15 protein-coding genes are annotated in these 16186 nt (G+C 73.6%); 7 read left to right on the top strand and 8 right to left on the bottom strand.

The window, feature by feature from the left end; translation table 11 throughout:
- Positions 1–7 precede the first annotated feature (7 nt).
- Positions 8–1606 carry a cation:proton antiporter gene (locus tag AB0637_RS13120; protein ID WP_366172793.1) on the top strand — a complete coding sequence of 533 codons (1599 nt, stop codon included), beginning with the start codon at positions 8–10 and terminating at the stop codon, positions 1604–1606.
- A 78-nt stretch (positions 1607–1684) separates the two neighbouring features.
- Here the strand turns inward: AB0637_RS13120 and rpsD are convergent, their stop codons facing one another.
- Positions 1685–2293, bottom strand: a complete 609-nt coding sequence (rpsD, locus tag AB0637_RS13115; protein WP_366172791.1) for a 30S ribosomal protein S4 — start codon at positions 2291–2293, stop codon at positions 1685–1687.
- Positions 2294–2505: 212 nt separating this feature from the next.
- On the opposite strand from rpsD, the gene AB0637_RS13110 reads away from it, so the two are divergent.
- Entirely contained in the window at positions 2506–3354 is an 849-nt protein-coding gene (locus AB0637_RS13110) for a DUF2470 domain-containing protein (RefSeq protein WP_366172789.1), read from the top strand.
- Between the two features lie 74 nt (positions 3355–3428).
- Here the strand turns inward: AB0637_RS13110 and AB0637_RS13105 are convergent, their stop codons facing one another.
- The 3 genes from AB0637_RS13105 to AB0637_RS13095 all read right to left on the bottom strand — a co-directional run bounded on the left by AB0637_RS13105 (position 3429) and on the right by AB0637_RS13095 (position 7141).
- The gene (locus tag AB0637_RS13105) at positions 3429–4145 is read right to left on the bottom strand and encodes a lytic transglycosylase domain-containing protein (protein WP_366172787.1); all 717 of its coding nucleotides are present in this window, start codon (positions 4143–4145) and stop codon (positions 3429–3431) included.
- Positions 4146–4591: 446 nt separating this feature from the next.
- On the bottom strand, positions 4592–5941 hold the full coding sequence (locus tag AB0637_RS13100) for a PhoH family protein (protein ID WP_366172858.1): 1350 nt from the start codon (positions 5939–5941) through the stop codon (positions 4592–4594).
- A gap of 438 nt (positions 5942–6379) precedes the next feature.
- Positions 6380–7141, bottom strand: a complete 762-nt coding sequence (locus tag AB0637_RS13095; protein WP_366172785.1) for an isoprenyl transferase — start codon at positions 7139–7141, stop codon at positions 6380–6382.
- Positions 7142–7345: 204 nt separating this feature from the next.
- Here AB0637_RS13095 and AB0637_RS13090 point away from each other — a divergent pair, with 204 nt between their 5' ends.
- Positions 7346–8677 (top strand): extracellular solute-binding protein, encoded by a 1332-nt coding sequence (locus AB0637_RS13090; RefSeq protein ID WP_366172783.1) that lies wholly within the window; start codon positions 7346–7348, stop codon positions 8675–8677.
- Between the two features lie 82 nt (positions 8678–8759).
- The gene (locus tag AB0637_RS13085) at positions 8760–9461 is read left to right on the top strand and encodes a hemolysin III family protein (RefSeq protein ID WP_366172781.1); all 702 of its coding nucleotides are present in this window, start codon (positions 8760–8762) and stop codon (positions 9459–9461) included.
- Positions 9462–9465: 4 nt separating this feature from the next.
- Here the strand turns inward: AB0637_RS13085 and AB0637_RS13080 are convergent, their stop codons facing one another.
- Positions 9466–11514, bottom strand: coding sequence for a thioredoxin domain-containing protein (locus tag AB0637_RS13080; protein ID WP_366172779.1), 2049 nt, complete (start codon positions 11512–11514; stop codon positions 9466–9468).
- A gap of 58 nt (positions 11515–11572) precedes the next feature.
- Here AB0637_RS13080 and AB0637_RS13075 point away from each other — a divergent pair, with 58 nt between their 5' ends.
- Positions 11573–12544: a Gfo/Idh/MocA family oxidoreductase gene (locus tag AB0637_RS13075; RefSeq protein ID WP_366172777.1), complete on the top strand. Its 972-nt coding sequence runs from the start codon at positions 11573–11575 to the stop codon at positions 12542–12544.
- Here the strand turns inward: AB0637_RS13075 and AB0637_RS13070 are convergent.
- Both AB0637_RS13070 and mca read right to left on the bottom strand, forming a co-directional pair.
- On the bottom strand, positions 12535–12810 hold the full coding sequence (locus AB0637_RS13070) for a hypothetical protein (RefSeq protein WP_366172775.1): 276 nt from the start codon (positions 12808–12810) through the stop codon (positions 12535–12537). The genes AB0637_RS13075 and AB0637_RS13070 overlap by 10 nt on opposite strands.
- Entirely contained in the window at positions 12807–13691 is an 885-nt protein-coding gene (mca, locus tag AB0637_RS13065; protein WP_366172773.1) for a mycothiol conjugate amidase Mca, read from the bottom strand. The genes AB0637_RS13070 and mca overlap by 4 nt, the downstream gene beginning before the upstream one ends.
- A 135-nt stretch (positions 13692–13826) precedes the next feature.
- Here mca and AB0637_RS13060 point away from each other — a divergent pair, with 135 nt between their 5' ends.
- Complete coding sequence (locus AB0637_RS13060; RefSeq protein WP_366172772.1) at positions 13827–14255, top strand: DUF4307 domain-containing protein; 429 nt, start codon at positions 13827–13829, stop codon at positions 14253–14255.
- Positions 14256–14378: 123 nt separating this feature from the next.
- Positions 14379–14876, top strand: coding sequence for a transcription elongation factor GreA (gene greA, locus AB0637_RS13055; protein WP_366172770.1), 498 nt, complete (start codon positions 14379–14381; stop codon positions 14874–14876).
- Positions 14877–14946: 70 nt separating this feature from the next.
- On the opposite strand, the gene AB0637_RS13050 is transcribed toward greA, so the two are convergent.
- Positions 14947–16140, bottom strand: coding sequence for an AI-2E family transporter (locus AB0637_RS13050; RefSeq protein ID WP_366172768.1), 1194 nt, complete (start codon positions 16138–16140; stop codon positions 14947–14949).
- Between the last annotated feature and the right edge of the window lie 46 nt (positions 16141–16186).

Raw genomic sequence — 16186 nt, 5'->3', positions numbered from 1 at the left:
GGGCCGGGTGTTCGCCCAGCTCCTCGTCGTCGTCTTCGCCGCCCTCGCCCTGACGATCGTCGCCTCCCGGCGCGGCTGGCAGCCCCCGTTGCTGCTGGCCGTCGCCGGGGCGGGGGTGTCGTTCGTCCCCGGGGTACCCCGCGTCGAGCTGTCGCCGGAGGTCATCCTCTCCGTCGTCCTGCCCCCGCTGCTGTTCTCCACGACGCAGGACTTCTCCCTCACCGGCTTCGTGCGCCGCTGGCGCTCCATCACCAACCTGGGCGTCGTCCTCGTCGTCGTGACGACGGCCGTCGTCGGGCTCGTCGCGAGCCTGGCCATCCCGTGGATCACGCTGCCGATGGCGCTCGTGCTCGCCGCCGTCGTCTCCCCGCCCGACGCCGTGACCGCCGTGGCCATCGGGGGCCGCCTCGGCCTGCCGTCCCGTGTCCTGAACACCCTCAAGGGCGAGAGCCTCGTCAACGACGCCGCGGCGCTGACGCTGTTCTCGGTCACCGTCGCCTCGGCGACGCACTCCACGGGCGAGCACCACCTGCCGAGCAGCCCCGTGCTGTTCTTCCTCGCGACGTCGGCCATCGGCATCGCCGTGGGCTTCGCCCTCGGGCACGTCGCGGCGTGGGTCCGGGCCCGGCTCACCGAGGCCTCGCTCATGACGGCGTTCGCGGTCCTGCTCCCCTTCGCCGCCTACGGCCTCGCCGAGGTCGTCGAGGGGTCGGGGGTGCTCGCCGTCGTGACGGCGGGTTTCGTGCTGTCCCGGCACTCCCTCGCCGCGCTCTACGCGACGCGCCTGTCCGAGCGCGAGTTCTGGAACATCCTCGACGTGCTGCTCGAGGCGTTCGTCTTCGCCTACCTCGGGCTGCAGTTCCACTTCCTGCTCGCCGACGCCGTGACCGACGGGGCGCGGGCGGTGGAACTGCTCGTGGCGGGGGTCGTCGTCCTGGCTGCGGTCGTCCTGGTCCGCCTCGCGTGGATCGTCGCCGGCGGGTTCGTCATGCGGAACCTGTTGCACGGCAGGCTCTCCCCCGGCGGACGGCACTTCACTCCCGCTGAGGACGTGGTGCTGGCCTGGACGGGGATGCGGGGGGTGGTGACCCTGGCCGCGGCGGCCGGTCTGCCGGAGGACTTCCCGCACCGCGCCGACCTGCAGGTCCTCGCGTTCGTCGTGGCCGTCGGGACGCTGCTGCTGCAGGGGGCGACGCTGCCCGCGCTCATCCGGCACCTCGACCTCGACACCTCGCGCGAGGAGACCTGGCGCGAGGCGGAGCACCGCAAGGCGCAGCGCATCGTGCGGGAGAGCATGGTCGAGGTCCTGCGGACGGCCCGGGAGGAGACGACCGACGAGGCCGAACGCCGGTGGGTCGACACGGTCCTGGCGCGCGCCGACCGCAGCGCGCAGGACCGGGCGGCGGACGCCGAGGAGGTCGAGGGTCGCACGAGCCGGGCCCGGCGCGCCGTCGAGCTGCGCCGGGCGGTGCTGGTCGCGCAGCGGCAGGCGCTCGTGGCGGCCGAGGAGACCGGCGACGTCGACGAGGACGCGGTGCGGGAGGCGCTGGAGCAGCTCGACCTCGACGAGGCCTCGCTCGTGCACCGGGGGTCCTCGCGCCTGTGAGGGGCGGGAACGGCACAGGGCGCCGGCCCCGTCGCGGGGACCGGCGCCCTGTGGCGCGGTGCTGGTGGTGCGGCAGGCTCAGCGCGAGTAGTACTCGACGACGAGCTGCTCGTCGCAGGTCACGGGGATCTGCTCGCGGACCGGGAGGGCGTTCACCGTGGCGGTGAGGTCCTCGCGCTCCACGGACAGCCAGCCCGGGATCTCGTTGTCGCTCCAGCCGCCCTCACGGGCGACGATGAACGGCGTCTTGGCCTTGGAGCGAGGAGCGACCTCGACGACCTGGCCCGGGACGACGCGGAACGACGGACGGTCGACACGACGACCGTCGACGACGATGTGGCGGTGCGTGACCATCTGGCGCGCCTGGTAGATGGTGCGGGCGAAGCCGGCACGCCACACGACGGCGTCCAGACGCGTCTCGAGCAGCTGCACCAGGTTCTGACCGGTCTTGCCAGGCTTGCGCTTGGCGAGGTCGTAGGCGCGACGCAGCTGCGTCTCGCTCACGTCGTACTGGTAGCGCAGACGCTGCTTCTCGCGCAGCTGCGTCGCGTAGTCCGACGCCTTCTTCTGCTTGCGGCCGTGCATGCCCGGGGGGTAAGGACGGCGGTCCATGAAGCGGGCGGCCTTCGGCGTGAGGGCCACCCCGAGCGCGCGGCTGATGCGCACCTTGGGTCGGGCGTTGTTCATTCCACTCTCCTGATCGTAAGGTGAGCCTAGCCAAAGTCGAGGAACCTCGAACGGCTAGGACGATCGCGCACCGAGGAGGCACTGTGAACCACCGGATCCAGGGGATCGAACGGGCCACGGCACCCGACCCCCGACGTTCGGGGGCTACGGAGCGCACCGAGTCCAAGCCTACGGCCTCCGAAGGGGTGCCCCCGACCACGGCCCCTGCGCCGGTGCCCGCTCCGCGGCGGCCCACCCCCGCCCAGTGGGGGCGGACGTTGGCGGTCGGGACCGTCACCGGGACGTTGCACCTGCCCCGGGAGAGCCACGCCTGCCCGCACGCCGACGGTCTCGGCGCGACCCCCGGCAGCCGTCGCGGGGCCGAGGCGCGGACCCAGCCCTACCCGGTGCAGCACCTCACCGACGCGTGGGGCGGGCTGCTCCTGCTCGTCGAGGACGCCTCCCCGCTGCAGGCGCACCTCAAGGTGCTCGAGGCCGACGCCCGCTGGAACGGCGCGCCCGTCGTCCTCGACGTGCTCGACGTGCCGCCGGGGCAGGCCGTGCTGCCGCGAGCCCGCCTCAGCGTCACCGGCTGGGTCGAGTCGATCCTCCCCGCCGACCAGCGCCGCGTGGCCCAGACCGCCGCCGCCGTCCGCCCGCTGGGCGCGCTCCTCGACGTCGGCACCACCCGCTCGGTGTGGCGCCTGGAGGTCGCCGACGTGCGCGTCACGACGGCCGACGGCGTCCACCTCGTCGCCGACGACGAGTTCACGGCCGCCTCCCCCGACCCGCTGTACGACGACGAGGACGGATTGGTCGCCCACCTGGAGGCCGACCACCGCGACGCGCTCGTCGGCTGGGTCCTGGACACGCTGCCCGCGCAGGACGCCCAGCAGACGCGGGAGGTCGCCGTCGTCGGCGCCGACCGCCACGGCCTCGACGTCCTCGTGACCGTGGGGTCGGGCACGACGACCCTGCGCGCCTCCTTCCCCGAACCGGTGCGCGAGCCGCGCGACGTCGTCCGCGCCCTGTGCGCCGTCTTCGGCTGCCCCTGCCGCGCCACCGGCCCCGGGGCCGGCTGAGCCGCGGAGACCTCTGGACGCACGAGAGCGCCTGGCCCACGAGGGGTCAGGCGCTCTCGTGCGTCAGCGGAGGTTCAGTACCAGTTGCTCGCCCGGGAGTGCGACCAGGCGCTGCACGGGCTGCCGTAGCGGCTCTCGATGTAGTTCAGACCCCACGTGATCTGGGTGACGGGGTTGGTCTCCCAGTCGGCCCCGACGGAGCTCATCTTGCTGCCGGGCAGCGCCTGCGGGATGCCGTACGCGCTGGAGCCGGGGTTGTCGGCCGTGTAGTCCCAGCCGCTCTCCTTGGTCCACAGGGAGTCCAGGCAGGAGAACTGCGCGTCGTTCCAGCCCCGCTGGGCGACCATGATCTGCGCGATGCCGCGCGGGTCGCGCTGGGCGTTGCGGGTGGCCTCGGCGGCGGCCTGCTGACGGGCCTCCTCCGCCAGTCGTTCGGCCTCCGCGGCGGCGGCGGCGTCCGCGGCCGCCTTCTCGGCGGCGACGCGCTGGTCCGCGGCGGCGCGGACACCGACCTGGTCGAACCAGGCGGCCGACGACGTCTGCTGGCGCTCGGCCTGGGCGGCCAGGACGAGGCGGTCCGGCACGGCGGCCTCGGCCTCGGGGGCCGGACCCGACGTGAGGGCGGCGCCGGCCAGGACGGACGCCGAGACGGCCACGACGGCCGGGGCGGCGAGGCGGGCGACGAACCGTCCGCGCGACCGCCGGGGGCGGGTCGGGCCGGAGGGGGTGGTCGAGGCGCTCTGGGGGGAGGTCTGCTCGTCCGTGAGCTCGCTGGTGCGGTGGGGCGGCAAGCCGGGCCTTCCGACGTTCGCCCGGCCCACGCCCGGTCGAGCTCGTCCACCTGTCGGCAGGGCCGTGACGCTCGCAGGAGCGTCACCGTGGGACCCGGACGACCCGTCGGACGCGGCGTGCGTCCGGTCGGTCGACGTCGCCGGAGCCTGGGCGGTCGTTCGCGGTCCTGCTCCGGTGACGGCCTCGAGGTGCTGTCGGGAGGGCACGCTGCCTCGCCGGACGGGGTCTGGGCAAACGCCCAGAGCCCATTTCGTCACGGTGAGGTCACGAAGTGGCGACGTTCTGTCGACTTTTGTGGAACATCTCACACGGCGAGCGGGTCCTGACGTGACTTCGACGCGAGGATCACCGGTTCGGTTCCGGGATCCGGGCCGCGATCTGCCGCGACCCGGAACCGGACCCTCCCGTCCCACCCGCCCCGGGGGGCACCCGAGGGGCGGGGTCGTCAGGCGCCGAAGTCCGCCAGGAGCTCGGTGACGAGCGCCGCGACGGGCGAACGCTCGGACCGCGTCAGCGTGACGTGGGCGAAGAGCGGGTGCCCCTTGAGCGCCTCGACGACGGCCGCGACCCCGTCGTGCCGGCCCACCCGCAGGTTGTCGCGCTGCGCGACGTCGTGAGTGAGGACGACCTTCGACCCCTGGCCGATGCGGGACAGGACCGTCAGCAGGACGTTGCGCTCCAGCGACTGCGCCTCGTCGACGACGACGTAGGAGTCGTGCAGCGACCGGCCGCGGATGTGGGTCAGCGGCAGCACCTCGAGCATCCCCCGCGCGAAGACCTCCTCGACGACCTTCGGGTCGACGACGGCCTCGAGGGTGTCGAACACGGCCTGCCCCCAGGGCCCCATCTTCTCGGCCTCGGTGCCCGGCAGGTACCCCAGGTCCTGCCCGCCGACGGCGTACAGCGGTCGGAACACGACGATCTTGCGGTGCTCGCGCCGCTCCATGACGGCCTCGAGCCCCGCGGCGAGCGCGAGCGCCGACTTGCCCGTCCCGGCCCGGCCGCCCAGGGAGACGATGCTGACCGTCGAGTCGAGCAGCGCGTCGAGCGCGATCCGCTGCTCGGCCGAGCGGCCGCGGACGCCGAAGGCCTCCCGGTCGCCCTTGATGACGCGCAGCGTCTTGTCGGGGGCGGTGCGCCCGAGCGCGTGCCCGCGCGGGGACGACAGGACGACGCCGGTGTTGACGGGCAGGTCCCGCAGCTCGTCGGTCTCCAGCGACCCGGTGTCGTAGAGGGCGGCGACCTCCTCGGCGGTCGCGGTCAGCTCCACGACCCCGGTCCACCCGGTGTCGGGGGCGAGCTCGGCGCGGTACTCGTCGGCCGTCAGGCCGATGGCCGACGCCTTGACGCGCAGCGGGACGTCCTTGGAGACGACGGTGACGCGGTGCCCCTCCGCGGCGAGGTTCGCGGCGACCGCGAGGATCCGGGTGTCCCCCGCGGTGGCCAGCGGCCCGGAACGCAGCGAGGACGGCAGCCCGGCGGTGTCGGAGTGGTTGAGCTCGACGCGCAGCGTCCCGCCGGCCTCCCCGATCGGCATCGGCGCGTCGAGGCGGCCGTGCTCGACCCGCAGGTCGTCGAGGCGGCGCAACGCCTCGCGGGCGAAGTAGCCGAGCTCGGGGTGGTGCCGCTTGCCCTCCAGCTCGCTCACGACGACGAGGGGCAGGACGACGTCGTGCTCGGCGAACCGGACGAGGGCTCCGGGATCGGACAGCAGGACGGAGGTGTCCAGGACGAAGGTCTGACGGTCGGGATCGGGCGGCAGGGCGCCCGCACGGGCGGGGGTCGGGGTGTTCACCTTGCTGGACTCGCGGTTGGACTCGCGGCTGGAGTTGTCGACCACGAACGTCTCCCGTTCTCGGGAGCCCGGGACGCGCCCGCGTCCGGACCCCCCTCAGCGGCGGACCGGGACCTCAGGACGCCCTGCACGGGCGACCCGGGACCGGGTCTCCCCGCTGCACTGGACAGCTCGCACGGCGACCTCCCGAGCGGGGGGCGGACGCTCCCCGTCTGATGACGACGCTATCGGCAGGTCCGCCGTGCCACGTGAGGAACACGCGCTCTGCTGTGACGAACGGGTGACATCCCGGTGACCTGTTCCACCACCCTCACCCTCCGTGCCCGACGGTGCCCACGGCGGGAGCGCTCGTTGACGCAGAGGGCTCGAAGGATGAGCGCGAAGCTGGAGCCGACGCCAAGCGTTGGACAACGATCCCTCCAGGCCGGAGGCCGCAGGTCACGCGCCGTAGCGACGCTCGCGGGCGGCGTAGGAGCGCAGGGCGCGGAGGAAGTCGACCTTGCGGAAGTCGGGCCACAGCACCTCGGTGAAGAAGAACTCCGAGTGCGCCGACTGCCACAGGAGGAACCCGGACAGCCGCTGCTCCCCCGACGTGCGGATGACGAGGTCGGGGTCGGGCTGGCCCTTGGTGTAGAGGTGCGCGGCGATGTGCTCGACGTCGAGCACCTCGGCGAGCTCCTCGAGCGACGTTCCCCGCTCGGCGTGCTCGCGCAGCAGGCTGCGGACGGCTGCGGCGATCTCCTGCCGGCCGCCGTAGCCGATGGCGACGTTGACGACGCCCGTGGTGATCTCGGCCGTCTGCTCGGCCAGGGCGCGCAGGCGGCCGGCGGTCGGTTCGGGCAGCAGGTCGAGGGCCCCGACGGGGTGCACCTTCCAACGGCCGGTGGCCGCCACGCGGGCGACGGCGTCCTGCACGATCCCGATGAGGGGTTCGAGCTCGTCGGCGGGCCGGGTGAGGTTGTCGGTCGAGAGCAGGTAGAGCGTCACGACCTCGATGCCCTCGTCGGCGCACCAGCCCATGACCTCGACGACCTTGTCGGCGCCGGCCCGGTGCCCGTGCGAGCTGGACGCACCGAACGCCTTGGCCCACCGGCGGTTGCCGTCGAGGATGATCCCCACGTGGCGGGGCAGCACGTCCGGGTCCAGCGACCGTTCCAGCCGCCGCCCGTACGCGCCGTAGAGGAGATCGCGGAGGCCCATCGGCGCTCACCGTATACCCGGCTCGGCGCCCGCCCGGTGGCCGCTCCCCGGCGGTGTCCGACACGCACGGACGCACCGGACACGGGCATCCTTGACCCGGTCCCACCTTCTACTTACCGTCAGGGCACCGACGACGACGTCGGTGGTCCCGGCGACGCCCGGGGCCGTGTCGCCGCGACGGAGCGGCCCGCCCCGGAGGAACCCATGACCAGCACCGCCCAGCCGTCCCGCCGTTCGCTCCTGGCGCTGGCCCTGTCCGCCCCGCTCGCCGGCACGGTCCTCGCGGCCTGCGGCGACTCCGGCCCCGCCGGCAGCTCCGGGGGTGGGGCGACGATCTGGATCCTCACGGGCCAGCCCGGTGAGGGGATCCGCACCGACTCGGTGGACGCCTTCAACACGGCGAACGAGAACTCGAAGCTGGCGCTGTCGAGCTACCAGAACGACGCCTTCAAGGCGAAGATCCGCACGGCCATCGGCGCCAACCAGAGCCCCACGATCATCTGGACGTGGGGCGGCGGCGGTCTGCGCGACTACGTGAAGAACGGCCAGGTCGAGGACCTCACGTCGTTCTTCGCCGACAACGCGGCGCTGAAGGACAAGCTCTTCACGAGCGCCTTCGGGGCGGCCACGGTCGACGACAAGGTCTACGCGGTCCCCTGCGAGAACGTCTCCCCGATCGTCATGTTCTACAACAAGCGGCTCTTCGAGAAGGTCGGCGCGCAGCTCCCCACGACCTGGGACGAGGTCATGGCCCTGGTGCCGAAGTTCAACGCGGCCGGGGTCGCGCCGTTCTCGCTCGGCGGGCAGTCGCGGTGGACGAACATGATGTGGCTGGAGTTCCTCTACGACCGCATCGGCGGTGCGGAACTCTTCCAGTCGATCTACGCGGGCACGCCCGACGCCTGGTCGAACCCGGACTCGATCGCCGCCCTCAAGGCCGTGCAGGACCTCGTGCGCGCCAACGGGTTCATCACCGGTTTCGCCTCCATCACGGCCGACTCCAACGCCGACCAGGCGCTCCTGTACACCGACAAGGCCGCCATGATGCTGCACGGCGCGTGGACGTACGGGTCGATGAAGAGCGACGGCGGGGACTTCGTCACCGGCGGGCACCTGGCCTGGTCGACGTTCCCCACCGTCACGGGCGGCAAGGGCGACCCGACGGACACCGTCGGGAACCCGTCCTCCTACTACGCGCTGTCCTCCAAGGCGAGCGACGAGGCCAAGACGGCCGCCAAGAAGTACTTCGCCGAGGGGCTGGTGACGGACGCCACGACCAAGGCCTGGGTCGAGTCCGGTTCGGTGCCGATCGTCAACGGGTCCGACAGCATGTTCAAGGGGTCCGAGGACGAGGAGTGGCTGCAGTTCGTCTACGACACCGCCTCGGGGGCGACGTCGTTCCAGCAGTCCTGGGACCAGGCCCTGTCCCCGACGCAGGCCGAGACCCTGCTCGACAACATCGAGAAGCTGTTCGGCCTGGCCATCACCCCCGAGGAGTTCGCGAAGAACATGAACGCCTCCATCACGGCGAGCTGAGCTCCGCCGGACCGGGGTACCGCGTGCGCGTGGTACCCCGGTAGCTCCCGGCGGTGCCGTCCCGGCGGTTACCGTCAGGGCCATGTCGTCCGACCTGCCCCACGACGCCGCCCGGCCCGCGACCCCCTCGCTGGCCGGGGCCGGGGCGCAGCTGAAGCCGAAGCTGCGGGGGTGGCTGCACGCGGGCACGTTCCCGCTGGCGCTGGCCGCGGGGGCCGTGCTCGTCGCCCTCGCCCCGACGACGGCCTCGCGGGTCGCGGCGATCGTCTTCGCCGTCACGGCCGCCGCCCTCTTCGGGACGAGCGCCCTCTACCACCGCGGGACGTGGACCCCCGCCCAGGCGGCGGTCCTGCGGCGCCTGGACCACAGCAACATCTTCCTCATCATCGCCGGCACCTACACGCCGCTGGCGGTGACGACCCTCCCGGGCGACCGGGCACGGTTCTTGCTGACGCTCGTGTGGGCCGGTGCGCTGGCCGGCGTCGCCTTCCGGGTGTTCTGGATCGGCGCCCCCCGCTGGCTCTACACCCCCGTCTACGTCGCGCTGGGCTGGGTGGCGGTCGGCTACCTCCCGGCCTTCGCCCGCGGCGGCGGGACGTCCGTCGCGGTGCTCGTCGCGGCCGGTGGCCTCGCGTACTCCCTCGGGGCGATCGCCTACGGCACGAAGCGGCCCAACCCCAGCCCCCGCTGGTTCGGCTTCCACGAGGTGTTCCACGCCTTCACGGTGCTCGGCTTCGCGGCCCACGTCGCCGCGATCCTCGTCGCGACCCTCCGCCTGCGCTGACCGCTCACGTCCGGGCGCCGACCTGCTCCGCCAGCTCGACCGGGTCGGTCGTGGGCGCCTGGCAGACCTGCCCGCGGCACACGTAGGCCGCCGCGCGACCCTCGACGAGCCCCCGGTGCGCGAGCAGTCCCGGCACGTCCGCCCCGGGCACACCGCGGGTCACGACGAGCCCCGGCGCGGTGCCTGCGAGCGCCGTCCGGTGCAGCGCAGCGGTTCCGGCCTCCCCCGCGGCTCCGACGACGGCGACCTCCTGCGGACCGTCGACGAACGCCTCGGCCACCGCGAGTCCCCAGCCGGCGAAGCGCGGGGCCGAGGCGGCGACCGCGCCGCACACCGACAGCGCCTGCTCCGCGGCGTCCCGCAGACCACCGTCGCCCGTGAGCGCCGCCAGGGAGAGCAGCACGCCGGCGGCGGCGGACGTCCCCGACGGGGTGGCCCCGTCGGTGGGGTCCGACGGCGATCCGGCCCCGGCCCGGGCGGCTGACAGCGCGGGGTCGACGTCGGCGACGTCGACCAGACCGTCCGCCGTGGTGAAGCGCTCGCGGACCTGCGCCCCGAGCTCGGCGGCGACGGTGAACCAGCGCTCCTCCCCCGTCGCGGCGTGCAGCGCGAGCAACCCCTCGGCCAGGTCGGCCAGGTCCTCCAGGACGGCGGCGGGCGCGCCCACCACGCCGTCGCGCGAGACCCGTCGCCAGCGGTCCCCCACCCGGTGCACCTCGAGCAGGAACTGGGCCGCCTCGCGCGCGGCGAGCAGGAGGTCCGGCCGGGCCAGCAGCGCCCCCGCCTCGGCGAGGGCCGCGACGGCGAGCCCGTTCCACGCCAGCACCACCTTGTCGTCCCGGGTCGGCTGGGGCCGGTCCGCCCGCGCCGCGGCGAGCCGCTCGCGGACCCGTTCCCAGCGCTCGCGCTCCGGACCCGGGTCGCGGGTGAGCCGGGCGGTCGAGGTGCCGTGCTCGAACGTCCCGGCGTCGGTGACCCCGAGCAGGTCCACGGCCCACGGCCCGTCGTCGAGGCCGAGGACCTCCACGAGGTCCCCCGGCGTCCAGACGTACGTCGCACCCTCGACCGCGTGCGGGTTCCCGTCCGCGTCGGGCACGGGGGTGTCGGCGTCGAGGGAGGCCGCGAACGCGCCCTGCGGGGTGCGCAGGTCGCGCAGCAGGAACTCGCACGTCAGCTCCGCGACCCGGCGGTGCTCGGCGTCCCCGGTCGCTCGGAAGGAGTGCAGGTAGACGCGGGCCAGCAACGCGTTGTCGTACAGCATCTTCTCGAAGTGCGGCACGACCCAGCCGGCGTCGACGGCGTACCGGGCGAACCCCCCGCCGACCTGGTCGGCCGTCCCGCTGCGGGCCATCGCCGTCAACGTGCGCCCGGCGAGCCCGGCCGCCTGCTGCGACCCCGTCCGCGCCGCGTGCCGCAGCAGGAACTCGCACACCATCGACGGCGGGAACTTCGGGGCCCCGCCGAACCCGCCGTGGACGGTGTCCTCCTCGGCCGCGAGCGCCGCGACGGCCGCCTCCAGCGCCGCGGCGTCGGGGACGTCCCCGGCCGGCGGGGCCACCGCGCCGAGCGCGGCGGCGATCCGGCCCGAGGACGCGAGCACCTCGGGGCGCCGCTCGCGCCACGCGTCACCGATCGCCGCCAGCAGCTGGCGGAAGGACGGCAGCTGCGGGTGCGGACGGTCCGGGAAGTAGGTGCCCGCGTAGAACACCTCGCCGTCCGGGGTGCAGAACGTCGTCATGGGCCAGCCGCCCTGGCCGGTCATGGCCGTCGTCGCGGCCATGTGGACGGCGTCGACGTCGGGCCGTTCCTCGCGGTCGACCTTGACGCAGACGAACCCCGCGTTCATCTCGGCCGCGGTCGTCGGGTCCTCGAACGACTCGTGGGCCATGACGTGGCACCAGTGGCACGCCGCGTACCCCGTCGAGACGAGGACGGGCACGTCCCGCCGCCGCGCCTCCTCGAACGCCTCCGGGCCCCACTCGAACCAGTCGACGGGGTTGTGGGCGTGCTGCAGGAGGTACGGGCTGGTGGACCGGGCGAGTCGGTTCGGCACGTCGTCACCGTGCCACGGACCTCCGACACGGGCTGCCCGGGACCGGTAGCGTCCCGCCGTGCCCACCGACCCGACGCCCCGGTCCGCCACCGCTCCCACCCGGTTCGCCGTGCTCGGCACGGGCCACTGGGCCCGCACGACGCACGCCCGCGCCCTGGCCGACCACCCCGACGTCGAGTTCGCGGGGTTCTGGGGTCGCGACGGCGAGCACGCAGCGACGGCCGCGGCGGAGTTCGGCGTGGACTCCTGGAGCGGGGAGGAGGGCCTGTCCGACCTGCTCGCGCGGGTCGATGCCGTGAGCCTGGCGCTGCCCCCGGACGTCCAGGCCGACCTCGCGGTCCGGGCCAGCGACGCCGGCGTCCACGTGCTGCTCGACAAACCCGTCGCGACCGACCTCGCGGCCGCCGACCGGCTGGTGGAGGCGGTGCGGCGCAACGGGACCGCGTCGGTGGAGTTCCTGACCTACCTGTTCATGCCCGAGATCACGACGTGGCTCGCGGAGCTGACGGAGCTGGCCGAGCGGCACGGGCCGTGGGAGGGCGGGGTGTTCCGCTGGGCCGGGTCGATCGACACCCCCGGCAACCCCTACGCCGGGTCCCGCTGGCGGCGCGAACGCGGCGGGCTGTGGGACACCGGACCGCACGCCCTGTCGATCGTGCGGTCCCTCTTCGGCGAGGTCGAGGCGGTGGCCGCCGCCCGCGGCCCGCGCGACGCGGTGGGGGTCGCGCTGCAGCACCGCGGTGGGGCGGGGACGACGCTGTCGCTGACGCTCACCGCGCCGGAGGGCACGGGCGGGTCCTTCGCCACGGTGTGGGGCCCGGGCGGCCGGCACGACCTGCCCCGGTTCCACGGAACGGCGGCGGAGGGTTTCGCCCGCGCGGTCGACCGGCTCCGGACGGCGGCGGCCACCGGGGTCCCCGACGCCCTCGACGTGCGCAACGGCCGGGACGCCGTCGCGGTCCTGGCCGCCGTCGAGGCGCACCTGCAGCGCCCCGACGGCACGACCGCCGTGGTGGTCGCTCAGGGCTGACCGGGCGGGTCCTCCGGGGTCCCGGCGCCGGAGGGCGCACCGGCCTGGGCTCCTGCCCGCTCCTCCTCTTCGAGGCGGGCGCGGTGGTTCACCCGCTGGATGCGTCGCGCCATGCTGCGGCCCAGGAAGTACACGGCCACGGCCAGCACGAACAGCATGACGAAACCCGCCAGCCCGGGGGTCACCAGGTCGGCGTCCACCTTCGGCGTCGTGCTCGCGGTGCTCGTCGGCGTCGGTGTCGCCGCGAGCAGGAGCGCCGTGATCACGCGTCCTCCCGCAGACCGGCGAACAGGTCGTCCTCGGGCACGGTCGTCGGGACGTGGCTGATGGCGAGGTGGTAGTCCTCGGTCGGCCACAGGTCCCGCTGCAGCTCCAGCGGGACGCCGAAGAACCAGCCGTCGGGGTCGATCTGCGTGGCGTGCGCCAGCAGGGCCTGGTCGCGCGTCTCGAAGAACTCCCCGCACTGCACCCGCGTGGTGATCTCCAGCTCCCGGCGCTTGCCCGGCTCCTCCTCGGCGATCCGCTTCATCCACTCCGCGAAGGGCGATTCCTTGCCCTGCGCGAGGAGCGCCTCGTGGAAGGTCTTCATCCGGTCGCGGGAGAAGCTCGCGTGGTAGTAGAGCTTCGACGTCCGCCACGCGGGCCCCGCGTTCGGGAACCGGTCGGCGTCGGCCGCGGCGTGGAAGGCCGCGAAGGACACCGTGTGGGTCATGATGTGGTCCGGGTGGGGGTAGCCACCGGACTCGTCGTACGTCGTCATGACGTGCGGGCGGAACTCCCGCACCACGTGCACGAGCGCGTCGACCGTGAACTCCTCCGGCGTCAGCGCGAAGCAGCCGGCCGGCAGCGGGGGCAGTGGGTCGCCCTCCGGCAGGCCCGAGTCGACGTAGCCGAGCCAGCGGTGCTGCACCCCGAGGATGCGCGCGGCCTCGGCCATCTCGTGGCGCCGGTACTCCCCCATGTCGCGCTTCAGCTGGGCGTTCTCCTTCAGCCGCGGGTTGAGCACGTCACCGCGCTCACCCCCCGTGCAGGACACGACGAGCACCTCGACGCCCTCGGCCACGTACCTGGCCATGGACGCCGCACCCTTGCTGGACTCGTCGTCCGGGTGGGCGTGCACGGCCATGAGCCGCAACGTCTCCGCCACCGTGGCTCCTCTCACACTCTCCGACGTCGCGACCCCCCGGCGTGGGGTGCGACCATCGGTGTCGATTCTCCACCGACCATCCTCGCCGATCCGCGGCGCCTCGCCCGCACCGCCCTGCACCTCCGGAGCCGCCCTGTGAGTCCGTCCCGGTCCGACGTACCGGCCGACGTGCTGGCGCAGCGCTACGGACGCCGCCCGCGCGCCGACCGCCCCTGGTACCGCCGCCCGGTCCGGCTCGCCGCGGCCGTCGTCGGCGGGGCGCTCGTGCTGGCCTACGGCGGCTGGCTGGCGGTGTCGCAGTCGCAGGGGCCCTCGTTCACCGAGATCAGCCACCAGGTCCTCGACGACCGGACCGCGGAGATCCGCTTCAACGTCACGCGGGACGCGGGGACCGAGGTGCGCTGCCAGGTGCACGCGCTGGACGAGTCCTCCTCCGAGGTGGGTGTCGTCCAGGTCGACGTGCCGGCCTCCTCGGCCACGGACGTGCAGGAGTCGGTGCAGGTCAGGACCACCTCGCGGGCCGTCACCGTGGGCGTCGAGTCGTGCTCAGCGGTGGAGCGCTGAGCGTTCCGGAGCTAGGCTTGGCGTTTCGAGTCGCTCGCTCCCGCGGTCGCGGGGCCGGGCGACTCGGTTTTTTGCGCCGGGGCGCAGGAGGCACCCCGACAGGTACGTGACAGGGAGCAGACCGTGAGCGAGACGACCACCGGCAGCACCACGTGGCTGACCCAGGACGCCTACGACCGGCTCAAGGGCGAGTACGAGCACCTCTCCGGTGAGGGCCGCACGGAGCTCGCCAAGCGCATCGAGCAGGCGCGCGAGGAAGGCGACCTCAAGGAGAACGCCGGCTACCACGCGGCCAAGGAGGAGCAGGGCAAGCAGGAGCTGCGCATCCGCCAGCTGCGCCACCTGCTCGAGACCGCGCAGGTCGGCGACGCCCCCGTCACCGCGTCCGGCGAGGTCGGGCTCGGCCACGTCGTCACGGTCGAGCTGGCCGGGGACGAGATGACGTTCCTGCTCGGCAGCCGCGAGATGGGCGACGCCGCCGGTCTCGACGTGTACTCCGAGAAGTCGCCGCTGGGTTCGGCGATCATGGGCAAGAAGCCGGGCGACGAGGTCGCCTACACGGCGCCCAGCGGCAAGGAGTTCCCGGTCAAGGTCGTGGACACCAAGCCCTACACCGGCTGACGAGCGGCCGGCGTCCGGACCCGCGTCCCGTGGTCCGGACGCACCGCCGCCGCCCGGACCACGGGCCCGTTCAGCGCGTGACGGGGTCGGCCTCCGTGCCCCCCTCGACCTGCTCGTGCTCGGTCGCGTCGTTGGGGGCCGGTTCGTCCGGAGCCAGTGGCGCGTCGGAGTCCGCGATCTGGGCCGTCGGCCCGTCCGGCCGGCCCCCGCGGGCCAGCGAGGAGATGCCGGACTTCAGCATGGCGACGGTCGGCACGGAGAACAGCGCGCCGACGATCCCGAACACCGACGCCCCCCCGGCCACCGCGAGGATCACCGCCAGGGGGTGCACCGCGACGGCCCGGCCCATGAGGAACGGCTGGAGCAGGTGGCTCTCGATCTGCTGCACGAGGATGACGACCCCGAGCATGATGAGCGCGGTCACGAAGTCGTGGGAGACGAGAGCGACCAGGACGGCGACCGTCCCGGACAGCAGCGCCCCGACGATGGGGATGAAGGCACCGAGGAAGACGATGAGCCCCAGCGAGGTGGCCAGCGGCACCTGCAGGACCGCCGCACCGATGGCCACGCCGAGCCCGTCGGTGAACGCCACGATGATCGTCGCCCGCATGTAGTGCGTGAGCGTGATCCACGACTGCCGGGACGCACCGTCGAGGGGGTCGCGCGCCGGGACGGGCAGCAGGTGCAGCAGCCAGGACCAGATCCGCCGCCCCTCCAGCAGGAAGAAGAAGGTGGCGAACAGGCAGATGAAGAAGCCCGCGATGACGTGCGTGGCCGTCGAGACGACGCCCGTCGCCCCCGCGATGAGCGTCTCCCGGTTCGCCGAGATCGCGTTCTCGGCCTGCTGCACGTAGTCCGAGATGGCCGTCGAGGTCAGGTGCAGCGGTCCGGTGGACAGCCAGTTCTCGACCTCGGTGACGCCCTGCACGGCCTGCTTCTGCAGCTGGGGGAACTGCTCGGAGGCCTGGGACCCCACGATCGTCACGAGTCCGCTCACCACGCCCGCGGCCACGAGCATCGTCACGAGCACTGCCAGACCCCGCGGGAACCGGGCCCGCGTGTTCAGCAGGTTCACCAAGGGCGAGAGCAGCGCGGTGATGAGCATCGCGATGAGCACCGGGATGACGATCTCGGAGACGAAGCTCAGGCCGTAGGCCAGCAGCACGACCCCGGCGACGACGACGATGAAGCGCCAGGACCACTCCGCGGACAGCCGCATCGCGGGGCTGACGTAGGGGCGCTGGGAGGAGGGCGGCGGTCGCACGGGGATCATCCTGCCCGTCCCGACCCCCCGGGGCGCGACGTGGTGG

The organism is Kineococcus sp. NPDC059986 (assembly GCF_040702905.1).
Classification (GTDB): domain Bacteria; phylum Actinomycetota; class Actinomycetes; order Actinomycetales; family Kineococcaceae; genus Kineococcus.
The sequence above is the reverse complement of the archived record's forward strand: the minus strand, read 5'-3'. Positions and strand labels throughout refer to the sequence as shown.

Bases quoted from the DNA above. Each gene is read 5' to 3' on its own strand.
- rpsD (WP_366172791.1), bottom strand. From the start codon at position 2,293: ATGAACAACGCCCGACCCAAGGTGCGCATCAGCCGCGCGCTCGGGGTG.
- AB0637_RS13095 (WP_366172785.1), bottom strand. From the start codon at position 7,141: ATGGGCCTCCGCGATCTCCTCTACGGCGCGTACGGGCGGCGGCTGGAA.
- AB0637_RS13090 (WP_366172783.1), top strand. From the start codon at position 7,346: ATGACCAGCACCGCCCAGCCGTCCCGCCGTTCGCTCCTGGCGCTGGCC.
- AB0637_RS13085 (WP_366172781.1), top strand. From the start codon at position 8,760: ATGTCGTCCGACCTGCCCCACGACGCCGCCCGGCCCGCGACCCCCTCG.